This is a genomic window from Chryseobacterium gilvum (genome assembly GCF_025628965.1).
Classification (GTDB): Bacteria; Bacteroidota; Bacteroidia; order Flavobacteriales; family Weeksellaceae; genus Chryseobacterium; species Chryseobacterium gilvum.
Genome location: NZ_JAOTEN010000003.1, coordinates 122318 through 137782, shown reverse-complemented (window position 1 = coordinate 137782; position 15465 = coordinate 122318). Strand labels below are relative to the sequence as shown.

Genomic DNA, 15465 nt, shown 5'->3' with positions numbered 1-15465 from the left:
GTGACTACCTAAAGTTTTCATATTGTGTGTTTTCGATAGATTGTTTTTAGTTATTTAAGATTCTTCACTGCGCCTTGCTTCGTTCAGAATAACAAATACTAAATTTGACTGTCAAGCGTAATTTCCTTTTTCTTATTTTTATTCAGCCAGAAAATTCCGAAAGCACTTAATAATATAAATACGGCAAAGCATAGTAGAGAAATCCATTTTCCGGTTTCAATCACTTCGGGCTCAAAAATCATTCTGATGTTGTGGTCTCCTGCGGGAACATGTACTGCGCGTAACAAGTAATCTGCTTTAAGGTAAGGAACTTCTTTTCCGTCCACAAACATTTTCCAGCCGTGAGGATAATAAATTTCCGAAAAAACAGCTAATTGCGGGGTTTTTGAACGGGATTTAAATTCCAGTTCGTTGGCTTCATATTTTGTCAGACTGATGGAAGCTGTAGAATCGGGCAAGATATATTTGTCTCTGTTTAGAAACTGTTTTCCATCTTCTTTTCCCACGATTGCAACTTTTTTAGTATCTACTTCCCCTATTAATTTCAGCTCTTCATCGGGAGAATTGGCCACTCTGACTTCTGAAACAAACCATGCATTACCGTTAGTATTGGGATTAGGAACCACTTGCGGCTGCTCAGGATTTCCGAAAACCATGTATTTGGTATTCAGAAGATTCAGGATTTTTGGGGTTTTAATACTATCAACTGCAGTAATGTATTCATTCATTACATCATCATAGCGTCTGAGTCTTACGGCATGATACCCTCCGATTGAAGATTTAAAATAGGAAGTATTGGTTTCTCCAGAAACACCCAGAACCTGATTGTAGATTCTGTAATGATTCTTGTCTTTTTCCGAAATGGTTTCCAGTGTTTTATTGACAGGAATACTTGATAATATCGATTGCAGATTCGGGTTGTTTCCTACTTTTTCAGCCAGATAATCGGAACCTTCCGTTTGGAAAGGATTTTCTGCAAAGATTTTATCAACATAATTTTCATCGTTCAGATAACGTTTGTTTACCATCCACAGGTCAAATAAACTTACAGCTCCGATGATAATTAATGCGAAATTCTGACTCAGCTTCTGTTTTAAGCTTAAAAATAAAACTCCGGCAGTAATCAAAACGTAAATGAATGCTTTTATGGCGTCAATCCTGAATAATTTAAATCTTTCTTCCACAAAATAATCCAGAAGGAAAGGAGGGAAATAGGCTTTTTCGTTATCGGTATGAAACCCTAACAAAGATTTTCCGAAAAGCAGCAAGATTAAAAGTAAGCCTAAAGTTCCGCCACTTACATACAAAAGAATCTTCTTTTTATATTCCTGTTCTAATGTTGAGTCTGTATAAAACCTGTATAATCCTATGATGGCAATTAATGGAAATAATAGTTCTACGACCACCAAAATAGAAGAAGGCGCTCTAAATTTGCTGTAAAACGGAACGAAATCAATAAATAAATTCGAAAGCGGCATGAAATTGCTTCCCCATGCGAGAAGAATCGTCAAAATGGTGGCTCCCAAAATCCAGTAACGGTATTTTTTTCCGGCAAAGAAGAATCCTAAAATAGCAAGGAAACAAACAACGGCTCCCTGATAAGCCGGCCCGGAAGTTCCCGGCTGATCTCCCCAATACGTAGCTCCGCTAAATCCTTTGGAAATATTCTCAGACATCGTATTCATCTCTTCCTGGGAACTGACATTTTCCTGAACCAACTCCTGAACTTTTCCCATCATTTCTGCGGCTTCAGGTTCTTGGCTTCCGCCTCCCATTAATCTTGGGATAAAGAGATTTAAGGTTTCCAGCTTTCCATAGCTCCATAAAAGAATGCTCTCTTTGTCGAGTCCGGTATTTCCTGCAGTGTTCGCATCGTTAGTTAAAATCTGCTTTCCTCTTATTGTTTCTTTGATATACTCTGAATTGGCCATGATTCTCTGGGAATTCATTCCTACACCGATTGCCAGTGAAAAACCGATCACTGCTGATGAAATAAGGAAATGTTTCATCGGAACTTTCTTAAGAACAGCTCTGATTAATTCAGATAAAAATAAAAATCCTAAGCCAAGAAAAAGATAATAAGTCATCTGCGGATGATTGGCAGCTACCTGCAATCCGAAGAAAAGGGTAGTGATAATAAATCCTGTAATATATTTTTTGCGGATATATACTAGAAGAATCCCGGCCAGAAGAGGCGCAAAATACTCAATGGTATTTACTTTTCCGTTGTGTCCGGCTGCAATAATAATATAAAAATAGGTAGAAAGACCGAAAAAAGTAGCTCCTAAAAGCGCATATTTCCAGTTTCTGACCACGACCATTCCTAATAAGAAAAAACCTGCAAAAAGAAGGAAAAGATAATTGACCGGTCTCGGCAAAATGTTTAGGTAACTGTCGATTTTTTTGATAATATCTCCATCAAAACGGCCTCCCATCTGATACGTAGGCATCCCGCCAAACATAGAATCGCTCCAGTACGTTTCTTTATCATGCGCCGCTCTGTAATCCAGGAGTTCTTTCGCGCCTCCTTTATACTGAACGATATCGTGCTGAAAAAGCTGCTTGCCGGTGAGAACGGGGGTGGAATATAAAAATGCCAAAACTAAAAATGCAACAATTGAAATTGCAATATAAATCAAGTTTTTATTTTTCGCCATATCGGGTTTTGCTCTTTTATTGTAACGGAATTTATCTTTTCTGATTTTCCTTTATTTCTTCATAGTCCACAGTTTCTGCGTCCCAGTTTACTTTTTTTTCAACTTTTTTATTTGAGTTTTTAATGTCCTGCTGCTGATTATTAGGTTTAAAACCGGTGTATTTATAAAATGCCGTAAAGAAAATCCTTTTCAGAATATTCCAGACAAAGAAAATAATAATCGCTGCGAGTATAAGCTCAAAAATGAGTTTCATATCCTTAAATTTTAATGAACGTCAGTTATTTTGAAGACGGGTTTACCATTACCGACGAATTGGAAACGCTTTTCATCGATTGAGACTGTTTTCCGTCAGAAATCGTTTCAATCTGCGTGGTTTTTACGCTGATATTCTGATTGGTAATCCAACCCGTGTTCTGATCAAATTTTATGGTTCCGTTCTGAGCCAGCTCACTGCTGATGCTGTGCGTCATCGGACCCTGAGTTTTTTTCTCTTCTTTTTTAGGAATTCCGCCGGTTACAGAAATTTCAGCAATACCGTTTCCTACACTTTTCAAAACATAATTAGAAGTCACCTTTATTTTTCCGCTCGGATCGGCATTTTCACTTTCAGACCATTTTTCTCCTATTTTGACTCCTTTTTTAGGGATAATCGTAAGGTTTTTTCCGAATTGCTGTTTTAATACTTTTTCATTAAAACTTTCTTTAAGGCTTGCAACTACACTTGCTTTCTGATTCGCATCTTTAATCAAAGTTCCCAGTGCATTTGTGATTTTGGTATAAATCGCATCGAAACCTGTAATTGATATGACATTTCCTTTGGTATCCATTTTCATATTCAGTTTGTTACCGGTAAGCGCGCGGTTCACATTCCAGATCATTTTCAGGTTATCTTCCTTCGGAATAGGCTGTTTGGTATCGACTACAATGGTTTTTCCTTCTGCACTTTGGGAGTTTCTTTTCCCGATGAGGTTGATGGTGATGTCATAAATTCCGTTTTTTACATCATTTACGGTAAAGCTCATTTCGTCAGTTGATTCGCTGGTTCCGTTAATGGTTTTTCCTTGGGGATCAGACATGGTTTTTACGTCTCTCTGATAAGTGGTCAAAGGATATGTTTTTCCTTTCTCAAGTTTGAAAGTCTGCGTATAAATTCCGAGAGAATCTTTAATGGCAGGATTTGCCGTTATTTCTTTTACAGAATCTGCAGGAACTTCTACCGTAATGGTTTTTCCGGTTTTAGGATCTACTTTGGTGATGGTGGCGGTCTCTTTTTTACAAGAAATGAGGGCTATAGAAATGAATGCTAATGCTGCTATATTTTTCATTGGATGATATTAAATGGATTACTTGATTTTAGTTATTTTTTGTCTTACCGCTTCATATAGAATGGCGCCACATGCTACAGAGACATTTAAAGACTGGGTTTTTCCTTCGATCGGAAGCTTTATTTTTTCGTCAGAATGATGCAGGACTTCTTTTGAAATTCCGGTTTCTTCATTTCCCATTACAATGGCACACGGTTCTGTAAAATCTACATCATAAATGAGTTTCTGGGCTTTTTCTGTTGCTGAGAATACAGAGATTCCGCTTTGCTGTAAAAAATCTACGGTATGCGCCAGATTCGGTTCTTTACAGATTTTAATATTGTACATGGCTCCGGCCGAAGTTTTTATCGCATCAGAATTGATCGGTGCGCCGCCTTTTTCAGGAATCACCACTGCATGAATTCCCACACATTCTGCAGTTCTGCAGATCGCCCCGAAGTTTCTTACATCAGTCAACCTGTCTAAGATCAGAATAAACGGAACTTTTCCCTCTTCGAATAATTCAGGAATGATGTTTTCTACCCGGTGAAAAGGAACATCTGAAATAAACGCTACGACACCTTGATGGTTTTTTCTTGTGAACCGGTTTAGTTTTTCAACAGGAACGTAGTTCGGGCGTATTTTATATTGGGCTAAAGCCGTTTTCAGTTCTGCATAGATCTCTCCCTGCAACGCATTCTGTACAAAAATTTTATCGATGGTTTTTCCGGCTTCTATTGCTTCCAGAACGGGACGTAATCCGAAGATAAAATCATCCTTTTTATTAGGTTCTGAATTTCTGAATTCAGGTTTTGAATTTTTATGTTGAAAATCGTCCAAAATTTATTTTTTTATTTTTAAATGAATAAAATGCTTTTTCTCTTTATCCTGATTCTTTTCCTTGTACTTTTAGGACTTTTCTCCTAAAATTGCTCTTTTCAGTGCCATTGCATATCCGTAATGCAGGCTTTCGTGCATATTGTTAAAAATAATGGCATCCTGAATGCTTTTCAGGTCCATCCCGAAACTTGTCGTATAGGGAGTGTAATCTGAAAAGAAATCGCTGTCATAATCTTTCATCAGAATCTTCGAAGTTTCTGTCAAAAGAAATTCAAGATCTTCCACTTCAGATTTCTGCACATTGAGATTAGGAAGAGTCCCTTTTTTATAGGTTTCGATCCAGTATTTATCTATTCTGAAAGGGTTTCCACTTAGATAGTAATGCAAAAGCTGCTGTGTGGCAACGGTATGCGCGATATTCCAGTACAGGTTATTATTAAAACCATCCGGAATTAATAAGAGATCTTCATGGGAAGTATTCTGCAGGATCTCCAGAAGGTTTTTTCTGACCTGTCGGTGAGCCTGAAAATGATAATTCATTTTGCAAAAATTTAATCACCAAAAATAGTTTAATAAACTGGAAATGACAATTTTTGAATAAGAGTTTGAAGTAAATTTATATATTTTTATGAGTTTTTGAATTTAATAAAATATAATGTTTGGGTATATCTGTTCCGAATCTAATAAACAGGAGATAATATTTAACAAATTTTAACTTAAATATGGCATTAATTATGTTTATTAATGCAAGTATTTATCAGAAATTTACCAATTATTTTAATCTATTATGTCAGATTCATATCAAGCAGAAGATATTCGCCAGCTTACAGAAAAAGTAAGAGAACAAAATTATTTCTTTTCCCTTCTAAGGCAGGAAATCAATAAAGTCATCATTGGACAGGAATATATGATCGATAGGCTTTTGGTAGGCCTTTTGGGAAACGGCCATGTTTTGCTGGAAGGAGTTCCCGGATTGGCAAAAACTTTGGCCATAAAAACTTTGGCAGAAGCAGTGCACGGTGATTTCTCAAGAATACAGTTTACGCCCGACCTTCTACCGGCAGATGTTGTTGGGACGATGATTTACAATATTAAAGAAAATGATTTTTCTATAAAAAGAGGTCCTGTCTTTGCCAATTTTGTATTGGCGGATGAGATCAACCGTGCTCCGGCAAAAGTGCAGTCGGCTCTTCTGGAGGTAATGCAGGAAAAACAGGTTACCATCGGAGATGAAACCATGCCTTTACCAAAACCGTTCTTGGTGTTGGCAACCCAAAACCCGATTGACCAGGAAGGAACTTATCTTTTACCGGAAGCGCAGAGTGACCGTTTTATGCTGAAATGCAAGATCGATTATCCTGAATTTGAAGATGAAAGAAAGGTGATGAGAATGGTTTCAACCTCTCATCAATATGAAGTAAAACCGGTTATTTCTCTTGAAAATATTGTAACCGCAAAATCTATAGTCAACCAGATTTATCTGGACGAAAAGATTGAAAAATACATTCTGGATATGGTTTTTGCAACTCGTTTTCCCGAAAAATATGGACTCTCTGATCTTAAAAATTATATAAGTTTTGGAGCTTCTCCAAGAGCATCAATCAACTTGGCAATTGCTTCCAGAGCGTATGCATTTTTGAAAGGAAGAGCATTTGTAATTCCTGAAGATGTCAAAGAACTGGCGAAAGATGTGTTAAGACACAGAATCGGTTTGACATTCGAGGCAGAAGCAGAAGAAATTACTTCTGAAGAAATTGTAAACAGAATTTTAGCCAAAATACAGGCACCTTAAATAAAATTTGAAAATTCAGAAATGTGGTAATTTAAAATTTCTATAAATACCATATCATTTTTCAAATTCTCAAATTGGCACATTTTCAAATTGATTATGGAGATTAAAGATATCATCAAAAAAGTAAAGCAAATAGAAATCCGTACTCGTAAGAAAACGGAAGCTTCTTTGATGGGACAATATCACAGTGCTTTTAAAGGGCAGGGAATGACGTTTTCGGAAGTGCGCCCTTACCAGTTTGGAGATGAAATCCGCAGAATCGACTGGAATAAAACCGCGCGTTTTCGTGAGCCGTTTGTGAAAGTGATGGAGGAGGAAAGAGAATTAACAATGATGATTCTGGTAGATATTTCAGCCTCAATGGATTATGGAACAAAAAATCAGCTCAAAAGAGAATATGTCGCGGAAATTGCCGCAAGTTTGGGATTTTCCGCCGCAGGGAATAATGATAAAGTAGGGTTGATTTTATTTGCCGACAAAGTATATCGAGTAATCCCTCCGCAAAAAGGCAGGAAGCATATTCTTACCATTATAAGCCATATTTTGACAGCAGATTACGTTCCTGCAGTTTCAAAAATTGATAAGGCGTTAGAATATATGATGGGAATTTTTAAAAGAAAATCGCTGGTTTTCATGCTTTCAGATTTTGAAGATGATTATGATTCTAAAATATTGAGAGTCGCTTCCAAAAAACACCAGTTATTGGGGATGAGGATTTATGATGAAAAAGATAATGAAATACCGGATATAGGATATGCCCTTTTATTTGATTCTGAAACGGGTAAACAAATCTGGGCCAATACATCCAATGCAAGATGGAGATACACTTTTGCCGAAACGCAGAAAAAGAAATTAAAAACGCTGGAGGAAGATTTTGCCAATAGCGCTGCAAGTTTTATGAACATCAATACCGGTGAAGATTATTCAAAATTGCTTTACGGCTATTTTCAGAAAAAATAATATAAAATATTCAGGCATTTGCCCTAATGAAGAAATTGAAAAAAATACTTTTACTATTATGTTTTATAATCTGTGGCAATGCATTTTCACAGATACTTTCGTCAAATCTGGAAAAGAAAACTCTTGCTTTAGGGGAAATCAACCGAATGGTAATCAAAATTGATAATCTGCAAAGCCAGGGTGTCGTTGCCGCTCAAAAAGACGAGCTTCTTCCGTTTCATTTTGAAGAAATTAATGACAGTATAGGAATCAACGCAAATTCGTATGAACGGATCATTGAATTTTCGGTCTATGATGAAGGAAATTTTACAATTCCCGAGCTTGAATTTAAAGTAGGAAATAAAGTTTTAAAGACGATTCCCTACGAAGTAGAGGTTGTAAATACTGCTCAAAAGGGAGATGAGATTAATGATATTATGAGCAACAAAGAGGTAAAGCTCGATGTTAAAGATTATTGGGAGCTGTATAAATGGTATATTTTAGCCGCTTTATCTTTAATTGCCCTGATTATTGCTGTAATCATGTTTATAAAATGGGGGAAAAGGAGAAAATCATCACCTGTCGTTGCTACCAATCAAACCTTGAAAGAACTGGAGTCTCTCAGAAAGAAAAAATACATAGAAGCCGGAAATTACCGCTCATTTTATGTGGAACTTATTGATATTTCAAGACAGTTTATTTCCAGACAATATGAGATTCCTGCGGATGTTTTGCTCACGGATGATTTAGTTCAGTTAATGAAGGAAAACAATACCATTTCTCAGGATAACGAAAAAGTGATTGAAGATGTATTTTTCCGCGGAGACCTGGTGAAATTTGCCAAAACTTTTCCTGATCAGCAGACCATGGAGAAAGACTTTATTGATATTAAAGAATTTGTGAAACGGTCTTCCAAAGATTTAGAATTTGAAAATTTAAGAAAAGATGTTTAATTTTGAATTCTATACGCCGTGGTTTCTTGCGCTTTTCGCACTGTTTATTCCGCTTATTATTAAAGATATAAGTACTCGGAAGCGAAAAGGTATTAAAGTTCCTGCTGTCACCAATATGGATAGCAATAAAGGAATTCTTCCTGTTCTTTTTTTGCTGAAACTGTCAAAATACATCATACTTTCCGGTCTTATTATTGCCATGGCAAGACCGCGGACTTTTACCATTTCACAGGATCGTGATGAGACGAAAGGAATTGATGTTATGTTAGCGGTAGATGTCTCTTTCAGTATGTTTGCGAAAGATTTTGACCCGGACCGTTTATCGGTTTTAAAAAAAATAGCCGTTGATTTTATCAAAAAAAGGCCGAATGACAGAATCGGTTTAGTCACGTATAAAATGGAAGCTTTTCCGAAAATTCCGCTTACTTTTGATCATGATGCCGTCATTAATGAACTTGAAAATATCGATCCTCTGGAATTACAGGACGGAACTGCAGTGGGAGAAGGTCTTGCAGTAGCTGTCAATCATATCAAGGACAGCAAGGCAAAAAGCAAGATTATCATTCTGATGACTGATGGCGTAAGTAATATTGTTAATGTCATGCCTCCTTTAGTGGCGGCCGAACTGGCTAAAAACAACAATATAAAAGTATATACCATAGGAATCGGGACCAACGGTTTTGCCATGATGCCGGTAAATGCAGACGAATTTGGGCTTATTTACCAAGAAATGCCGGTAACTATTGATGAGGCCACCTTAAGAGAAATTGCCCAAAATACGGGCGGAAAATATTTCAGGGCGACCTCCAACAGCAGCTTGGAAGAAGTATATAACGAGATCAATCAGCTTGAAAAATCTGATGTGAAGGTTTCTAATATGTATCATTACGAAGAGCTGTTTAAAATTTTTCTTTGGATTGCTTTGGGAATGCTCTTGTTCGATGCCATATTGAGATGGGTTTTATATAAATTTTTAAGCTGATGAATTGGTATTTGGGAAATTACTGGTATTTGTTGTTACTATTGGTGTTGCCGGTTTTAGCATTTTTTATGATCCGTTTTCTACAATGGAAAAAGAAGCGGAAGCAGATTTTTGCCGATCTTCAGTTTCATGATGCCTTATTTGAGAAAAAATCCGGATTTACAAAGTTTTTTCCGACTTTATATCTTTTGGCAACATTATTTTTAATTTTTTCGATCATCGATCTTTTGAGCGGATCGGAAGAAGTAAAATCGAAGCAGAAAATGAATAATGTTATTTTTATGCTGGATGTTTCCAATTCTATGAATGCAGAAGATATTGAGCCGAGCCGTCTGAACGAAGCCAAAAACGTAATGATCGCCACAATGCATAAACTCAGAAATGATAAAGTGGGAATTGTGATTTTTGCAGGTCAGGCAACTTCTATAATGCCTCTTACGACTGATTATAACTCTGCAGAAACGTATATTAATGCCATTGAGAGCCAATCTGTACAAAGCCAGGGAACAGATTTCCTGAAAGCAATGGAAATAGCGGTTCAAAAATTTAAAAATGTAAGCAAAGGCTCAAGGAAAGTGGTGTTCTTCAGCGATGGAGAAGATAACGAAGGAAATGACAATGAAGCTATAAAATTGGCGAATAAGGAAGGGATTTCCATTATTTCAGTCGGTATAGGTTCTGATGAAGGAGCTCCTGTTCCGGAATATGAGTACGGTCAGTTAATGGGGTATAAAAATGACAGCAACGGGCAGACTGTGATCTCAAAAAGGCAGACGGAAGCGCTTGTAAAAATGGCACAATCTACAGATGGCATATATATTGACGGAAACAATCTGAATGAAGCGCCGGATAAAATTGCAGATGCACTCAGTAAAAAGTCATCTTCGAGTGAAGTGATGGTAAAGTCTCAAAACGCAAACCATTATTATCAGTACTTTTTAGCTGTTTCGATATTCTTTTTTCTTCTTTTGTTTTTATTAAATCCTAAAAGAGATTTCAACATTTGATAACCTGATTTTTAATCTCAATACTTTAACCCAATTTTAACAGATTGTACACGCTTTATTAACATATAAACCGATAATTTTGCATAAGATGTATACTAAAATTATATTTTTATCGTTTTTTATTGCTTTTTCGTTTAAAACTTTCCTGTATGCACAGGAAAACTATAGAACATTGGTGTATGAAGGCAATCAAAAATTCAACGGTAAAAACTATGATGCCGCATCTTCAAAATATATGGAAGCCATAAAATCTGACGAAAAAGATTTTGCTGCACATTATAATTTGGGAAACGCGCTATACAAAAGCAAAAAATATGATGAGGCAAAAGCTGAGTTTGAAAAAGCAGAGAAGTTATCACAGACTCTTCCTGATAAGGCGGCTGCACTTCACAACTTAGGGAATACCTATATGCAGACCAATAATCCAGAGAAAGCGGCTGAGTATTTTAAACAGTCTCTGAAACAGGATCCTTACAATGAAGCAACCAGAAAGAATTATGAAATTGCCAAATTGAAAGAAAAAGAACAGAAGAAGAAAGAAAATAAAAAGGACGAATCCGGCAAAGGCGGCGGCGGAGAAAACCAACAGAAAGACAACAACAAGAAAGGCGATCCCAAAGATCAGGGAAATGGTAATAAAAGCAAAGGGAAAAGTGATGACGGAAACGATCCTGATCCCAACAAAAATGATGAAGGAAAAATGCCGAAAGACCTTGAAAAAGCGATACTCAATAAAGTAGGGGATAAAGAAAAAGAAACCGCAGCCAGAATTTTAAATAAAAAATCTTATTCGGTGCCCGACAGCAACGAGAAAGATTGGTGATGAAAGAAAGATTATTGTACATATTCCTGTTATGCACTTCCGTAATTACTTACGGGCAGGTAAATCTTTCCTTAGAGCCAGATAAATATGAATACAACGGAAGAGATATCGTAAATCTTACCGTTACTTTGGAACTGAATGGAGGTGAATATGAGCAGCAGACCGCATTTCAGCTTCCCGATCTATCAAAATTTACTATTATCGGAAGCGGATCGGTCACCAATACATTAGTAGACCCGGAAACCAATACCGTAATCATTCAGAAAATCACCAGACTTGCCCTTGAGCCAAAGAAAAAAGGAAAAATAAAAATAGGCTCTGTTTTAGTGACCGTAAGTGATAAAAGATATAAAACAGAACCTTTTGATATTTTTGTAAAAGATATTGAGAGAAAAACACTGGCTTCGGATGATGTTTATCTTAATATGGAAATTGAAGATAAAGAGGTATACAAAGATCAGCCGACAATTGCAGTACTTCGCGTCTACTCGAAAAATATTGATAACTTCCGTAAAGTAAAAAACATTCATCTTCCTAAACAGGATAACATCATTGTACATCCTGTAAACTTTATCAAATCTGATATTGATCCTTCAGGATACGGAAACATGGCTTCCCAGATTTTAGCAGTGTTTATGGTTTTTCCTAATGAAGCGGGCTATATTGAAGTGCCGTCTGTTTCAGCTTCTGTGAACACATTCTCTCATAAGAATAAAATACTTTCCAATAAAGTAAAACTCAGCGTAAAAAAACTGCCCGACAATGCTCCTGTAGGTTTTAAAAATGCAGTAGGAAACTTTAGTGTTAATGTTTACAATGCCTCACAGGAAAAAATAGAAGTTAAAAAACCTATTCATATTGTTGTAAAGGTTTCGGGGGAAGGTAATCTTACAGATCTGCATCTTCCAAAAATTCAGCTATCTCCGGATTATGAAGTTTTTGCTCCCAAAATTACCTCCAAAGTTATGCCCGGAAAGGCCGGGATCAAAGGAGAGATATTGGCAAATTATGTTATCATTCCAAACAAGGCGGGTGACATTTTGATCAGGACTGAAAATTTCGCTTTCTTTAATCCTGCAGCAAAAGAATATACGGATTTAGGAGAACAGACACTTTCTTTGAATGCCATGTCACACGATCAGGTTTTGGAAGCTCAGTCTACTGTAGAAAAAGTAAATGAATATACTAACAGCTTTTTAGAAACCGTTAACAGCCCGGTTTTAAAGACGACATCGTTTAAAATCAAACAAAAAGATAAATTTAATTGGAATACACTTTTTATCAATCTGGGAATACTGCTCGGATTATTCTTTATATATCTTATATTTAAAAGTTGGCAAAAAAAGCGAATTACAATTAAAGAAAATGTAAGTCAAAAACCAGTATTAGGATCGGTGGCGGAAACAGAAAACGAGATCAGAAAAAATTTAAAGACTGATGTGCGGGATTATTTTGCCTATCTTGAAACTTTGAAAGAAAAAGAAGATTTCGGGCAATTCTTTAAAACAGTGGAAGAACTCGACCTTGAAATCAGAAATCAACATTCAAAAGGTTCTGCCGACGATTTCCGTCAATATATAGAAGGTTTAAAAGGTCTGACTCTGGCTGAAGAATACCGGAAGATTTCTCAGAAAATTCAGATCGAAAAATATTCTCCTATCAAATCTAAGGAAGGAATTAGTGAACTTCTGAAAGATATTGTCTATTTGTATTCTCAAATTAGCAAATAACCATTTTTAATTCATAATTTTGCGAAATTATTAATTATAAGAGAATGGAGGTTTTTCAGGATTTTTCTTTTAAAGAAGTAATCACATGTTTTATGGTTTTGTTTGCAGTAATCGATATTATCGGGTCTATACCTATTATTGTAAGCTTAAAACAGAAATTCGGTCAGATCGAGGCAAAAAGAGCATCTATTACGGCGGGATTAATTATGATCGTCTTTCTTTTTGTGGGGAACAAACTGTTAAAATTTATCGGCGTAGACATTAATTCATTTGCGATTGCAGGTGCGGTGGTGATTTTTATCATTGCGCTGGAAATGATTTTAGGAATTGAAATCAATAAAACTACCGAGGCTAAGGCTGCATCTATTGTGCCCATTGCTTTTCCGCTGGTTGCCGGTGCGGGAACTCTTACGACTACGCTTTCTCTGCGGGCAGAATTTCATGATATCAATATCATTTTAGGAATCGTGCTCAATACAATTTTCGTATATTTGGTGCTGAAATCTGCACCGTGGCTTGAAAATAAAATGGGTGATGCGACGTTGTCAATTCTTCAGAAAGTTTTCGGGATCATTCTTCTAGCAATTTCAATTAAATTATTTACCGCAAATTTTGCACAGTTGGTGCAGGCATATATTAATTTTTAAGTCATGCAAAAGTTTTATAAAGTATTTTTAGTAGTATTTATTGTGTTTATCGCGATCAATCTGTACGCGCTGGACTGGAATTCTGAAATATTATCAGAAGATAACCTTAAGTTTGTCTTCTCCATTGCTGCAGCTGCATTGGGGGTTATTTTGCTTTTAGTTTTAAATACCTGGAGCAAGATCGGTGTTAAAAAATAATCTTTTACAATAGTTTATAAAATCCTCTTTCAACCGAAGAGGATTTTTTTTTATGTTATTTTGATCTTTCTGAACTAACCCTTCCAGGGTTCCAACCCTGAAAGGGCTTTGTTTTTATACAAATAAGGATTGATGATATTTTATTATTGTAGCAATAGTTAATCTCAGACTTAGATAAAGCTCAAATTATTGAGTACTGCTCCGGCTTTAAGTTCGGTTTCAGTCCATTCTTTTTCAGGATTGCTTTGGGCCGTAATTCCACCACCGGCAAAGAGATGCACAGAATTGTGATATAATTTTGCACAGCGCAAATTCACAAAATACTGTATAAAGTCATCAGTTTCTATTTTGATAAATCCGGCGTACAATTCTCTTGGGAATTTCTCGTATTTTTCAATAATTTCTTTGCAAAATTCTTTCGGGATGCCACAAACAGCGGGAGTAGGATGAAGCTCATGAATAATCTGGTCTACATTTTCGGGATTTATTTTAACCTTAAAATCAGTTCGCAGATGTTTGATATTTCCTGAAATATGATCGTATGTTTCAGATTCTTTTAATTGATTTTGACCGGAATATTTTTGTAAAATATTTCTGATATAAGAAGATACGGGTTTTTGCTCTTCTATTTCTTTTCCCGACCAGGCTTCTGAAACGGGAAGCGTTCCGGCAAGACTCATGGTTTCAAATTGATGCGTGATTTTGTTGAATTTTCCTAAAACTTCTGAGAAAGCGCCCATCCATGCGTTTCCATCTTTTATAAAAATATATCTGAAAGCATTCGGATAAGAATTACAAAGGTTTTGAAAACTTTCTTTCAAATGGATTTCATGATCTAATTGTACGATTTTTCTTCTTGAAATGACCACTTTCGGAAGCTTGTTTTGCTGAATAATCTCAATAATTTCCTGAAGTTTTCGGGTATATTCATCTTTTGTTTCCGCAACAAAATCTGCATTACTCTTTGACAATAAATCAGTGTTTAACGCTTCATTCGACAAAGAATCAATTTCTATGATGTTTCCGGCAAATTCTACGGTCTCAGGCTGATTAAATGATTGAAAACTGATCATTTGAGTTTGATTATTCCTGTCTGTAGAATACAGTTTTTCATCAAAAGGAAATTTGAAATAAATCATCAAATAATTTATTTTTTAAGAATATTATTGGTCATTGTTGTATGATTGATCAGCTCCCCTTTTTCATCGCGTATTTCAATTTCTGAGACATGCATTGTTTTACCTTTGCGGATAAAACGGGCAGTTCCTGTTACCATTCCCGCTTTTTTGCTGCGAAGATGATTAGAGTTGATATTGGTTCCGACCCCATAATAGAGATCACCGTCAATGAAAATATTAGAGAGGCATGATCCTAAAGTTTCTGCTAAAACGCAGCTTGCGCCCCCATGTAAAATTCCGAACGGCTGATGTACTTTTGGCTGAACAGGCATTGTTGCAGTCAGGGTTTCTTTATCAAGATCTACATCTGTAAATTTTATCTCTATGGTTTTTGCCATGGTGTCTTTTCCCCAGTTATTGAGAAAATCGAGTATTTCGCCTTTGGTTCCTTTCATTATAAGTGGTCTAATAAATG

General features: G+C 36.1%; 16 protein-coding genes. 9 read left to right on the top strand and 7 right to left on the bottom strand.

Features of this window, described 5'->3' with window-relative positions:
• Positions 1-98: 98 nt before the first annotated feature.
• From N0B16_RS10840 to N0B16_RS10820, 5 genes are all read right to left on the bottom strand, one after another.
• A complete protein-coding gene (locus N0B16_RS10840; RefSeq protein ID WP_262990957.1) occupies positions 99-2657 on the bottom strand; it encodes a YfhO family protein in 2559 nt (852 codons plus the stop codon).
• A gap of 31 nt (positions 2658-2688) precedes the next feature.
• Positions 2689-2910, bottom strand: a complete 222-nt coding sequence (locus N0B16_RS10835; RefSeq protein WP_262990956.1) for a hypothetical protein — start codon at positions 2908-2910, stop codon at positions 2689-2691.
• A gap of 25 nt (positions 2911-2935) precedes the next feature.
• Positions 2936-3982: a DUF6263 family protein gene (locus N0B16_RS10830; RefSeq protein WP_262990955.1), complete on the bottom strand. Its 1047-nt coding sequence runs from the start codon at positions 3980-3982 to the stop codon at positions 2936-2938.
• 18 nt (positions 3983-4000) lie between these two features.
• Entirely contained in the window at positions 4001-4801 is an 801-nt protein-coding gene (gene rlmB / locus N0B16_RS10825) for a 23S rRNA (guanosine(2251)-2'-O)-methyltransferase RlmB (protein ID WP_262990954.1), read from the bottom strand.
• A gap of 69 nt (positions 4802-4870) precedes the next feature.
• Positions 4871-5341: a DinB family protein gene (locus tag N0B16_RS10820; RefSeq protein ID WP_262990953.1), complete on the bottom strand. Its 471-nt coding sequence runs from the start codon at positions 5339-5341 to the stop codon at positions 4871-4873.
• A gap of 247 nt (positions 5342-5588) precedes the next feature.
• Here N0B16_RS10820 and N0B16_RS10815 point away from each other — a divergent pair, with 247 nt between their 5' ends.
• The 9 genes from N0B16_RS10815 (at position 5589) to N0B16_RS10775 (ending at position 13872) form a co-directional block, all read left to right on the top strand.
• A complete protein-coding gene (locus tag N0B16_RS10815) occupies positions 5589-6593 on the top strand; it encodes an AAA family ATPase (protein WP_262990952.1) in 1005 nt (334 codons plus the stop codon).
• A 96-nt stretch (positions 6594-6689) separates the two neighbouring features.
• The gene (locus tag N0B16_RS10810; RefSeq protein ID WP_262990951.1) at positions 6690-7553 is read left to right on the top strand and encodes a DUF58 domain-containing protein; all 864 of its coding nucleotides are present in this window, start codon (positions 6690-6692) and stop codon (positions 7551-7553) included.
• Positions 7554-7588: 35 nt separating this feature from the next.
• The gene (locus tag N0B16_RS10805) at positions 7589-8485 is read left to right on the top strand and encodes a BatD family protein (protein WP_438265276.1); all 897 of its coding nucleotides are present in this window, start codon (positions 7589-7591) and stop codon (positions 8483-8485) included.
• Positions 8478-9467, top strand: coding sequence for a vWA domain-containing protein (locus N0B16_RS10800; protein ID WP_262990949.1), 990 nt, complete (start codon positions 8478-8480; stop codon positions 9465-9467). The genes N0B16_RS10805 and N0B16_RS10800 overlap by 8 nt, the downstream gene beginning before the upstream one ends.
• Complete coding sequence (locus N0B16_RS10795; RefSeq protein ID WP_262990948.1) at positions 9467-10474, top strand: vWA domain-containing protein; 1008 nt, start codon at positions 9467-9469, stop codon at positions 10472-10474. Before N0B16_RS10800 ends, N0B16_RS10795 begins: the two co-directional genes overlap by 1 nt.
• Positions 10475-10562: 88 nt before the next feature.
• The gene (locus N0B16_RS10790; protein ID WP_262990947.1) at positions 10563-11297 is read left to right on the top strand and encodes a tetratricopeptide repeat protein; all 735 of its coding nucleotides are present in this window, start codon (positions 10563-10565) and stop codon (positions 11295-11297) included.
• Positions 11297-13027 (top strand): BatD family protein, encoded by a 1731-nt coding sequence (locus N0B16_RS10785; protein ID WP_262990946.1) that lies wholly within the window; start codon positions 11297-11299, stop codon positions 13025-13027. Before N0B16_RS10790 ends, N0B16_RS10785 begins: the two co-directional genes overlap by 1 nt.
• 44 nt (positions 13028-13071) lie before the next feature.
• Complete coding sequence (locus N0B16_RS10780; RefSeq protein ID WP_262990945.1) at positions 13072-13674, top strand: MarC family protein; 603 nt, start codon at positions 13072-13074, stop codon at positions 13672-13674.
• A 3-nt stretch (positions 13675-13677) separates the two neighbouring features.
• Positions 13678-13872 carry a hypothetical protein gene (locus tag N0B16_RS10775; RefSeq protein WP_262990944.1) on the top strand — a complete coding sequence of 65 codons (195 nt, stop codon included), beginning with the start codon at positions 13678-13680 and terminating at the stop codon, positions 13870-13872.
• Between the two features lie 170 nt (positions 13873-14042).
• Here the strand turns inward: N0B16_RS10775 and N0B16_RS10770 are convergent, their stop codons facing one another.
• Positions 14043-15011 carry a chorismate-binding protein gene (locus tag N0B16_RS10770; protein WP_262990943.1) on the bottom strand — a complete coding sequence of 323 codons (969 nt, stop codon included), beginning with the start codon at positions 15009-15011 and terminating at the stop codon, positions 14043-14045.
• An 8-nt stretch (positions 15012-15019) separates the two neighbouring features.
• Entirely contained in the window at positions 15020-15445 is a 426-nt protein-coding gene (locus tag N0B16_RS10765) for a PaaI family thioesterase (RefSeq protein ID WP_262990942.1), read from the bottom strand.
• Between the last annotated feature and the right edge of the window lie 20 nt (positions 15446-15465).

Excerpts from the sequence above, each read along its gene's own strand:
- N0B16_RS10840 (WP_262990957.1), bottom strand. The coding sequence starts at position 2,657 with ATGGCGAAAAATAAAAACTTGATTTATATTGCAATTTCAATTGTTGCA.
- N0B16_RS10835 (WP_262990956.1), bottom strand. The coding sequence starts at position 2,910 with ATGAAACTCATTTTTGAGCTTATACTCGCAGCGATTATTATTTTCTTT.
- N0B16_RS10830 (WP_262990955.1), bottom strand. The coding sequence starts at position 3,982 with ATGAAAAATATAGCAGCATTAGCATTCATTTCTATAGCCCTCATTTCT.
- N0B16_RS10820 (WP_262990953.1), bottom strand. The coding sequence starts at position 5,341 with ATGAATTATCATTTTCAGGCTCACCGACAGGTCAGAAAAAACCTTCTG.
- N0B16_RS10815 (WP_262990952.1), top strand. The coding sequence starts at position 5,589 with ATGTCAGATTCATATCAAGCAGAAGATATTCGCCAGCTTACAGAAAAA.
- N0B16_RS10810 (WP_262990951.1), top strand. The coding sequence starts at position 6,690 with ATGGAGATTAAAGATATCATCAAAAAAGTAAAGCAAATAGAAATCCGT.
- N0B16_RS10800 (WP_262990949.1), top strand. The coding sequence starts at position 8,478 with ATGTTTAATTTTGAATTCTATACGCCGTGGTTTCTTGCGCTTTTCGCA.
- N0B16_RS10795 (WP_262990948.1), top strand. The coding sequence starts at position 9,467 with ATGAATTGGTATTTGGGAAATTACTGGTATTTGTTGTTACTATTGGTG.
- N0B16_RS10790 (WP_262990947.1), top strand. The coding sequence starts at position 10,563 with ATGTATACTAAAATTATATTTTTATCGTTTTTTATTGCTTTTTCGTTT.
- N0B16_RS10785 (WP_262990946.1), top strand. The coding sequence starts at position 11,297 with ATGAAAGAAAGATTATTGTACATATTCCTGTTATGCACTTCCGTAATT.
- N0B16_RS10780 (WP_262990945.1), top strand. The coding sequence starts at position 13,072 with ATGGAGGTTTTTCAGGATTTTTCTTTTAAAGAAGTAATCACATGTTTT.
- N0B16_RS10775 (WP_262990944.1), top strand. The coding sequence starts at position 13,678 with ATGCAAAAGTTTTATAAAGTATTTTTAGTAGTATTTATTGTGTTTATC.
- N0B16_RS10770 (WP_262990943.1), bottom strand. The coding sequence starts at position 15,011 with ATGATTTATTTCAAATTTCCTTTTGATGAAAAACTGTATTCTACAGAC.
- N0B16_RS10765 (WP_262990942.1), bottom strand. The coding sequence starts at position 15,445 with ATGAAAGGAACCAAAGGCGAAATACTCGATTTTCTCAATAACTGGGGA.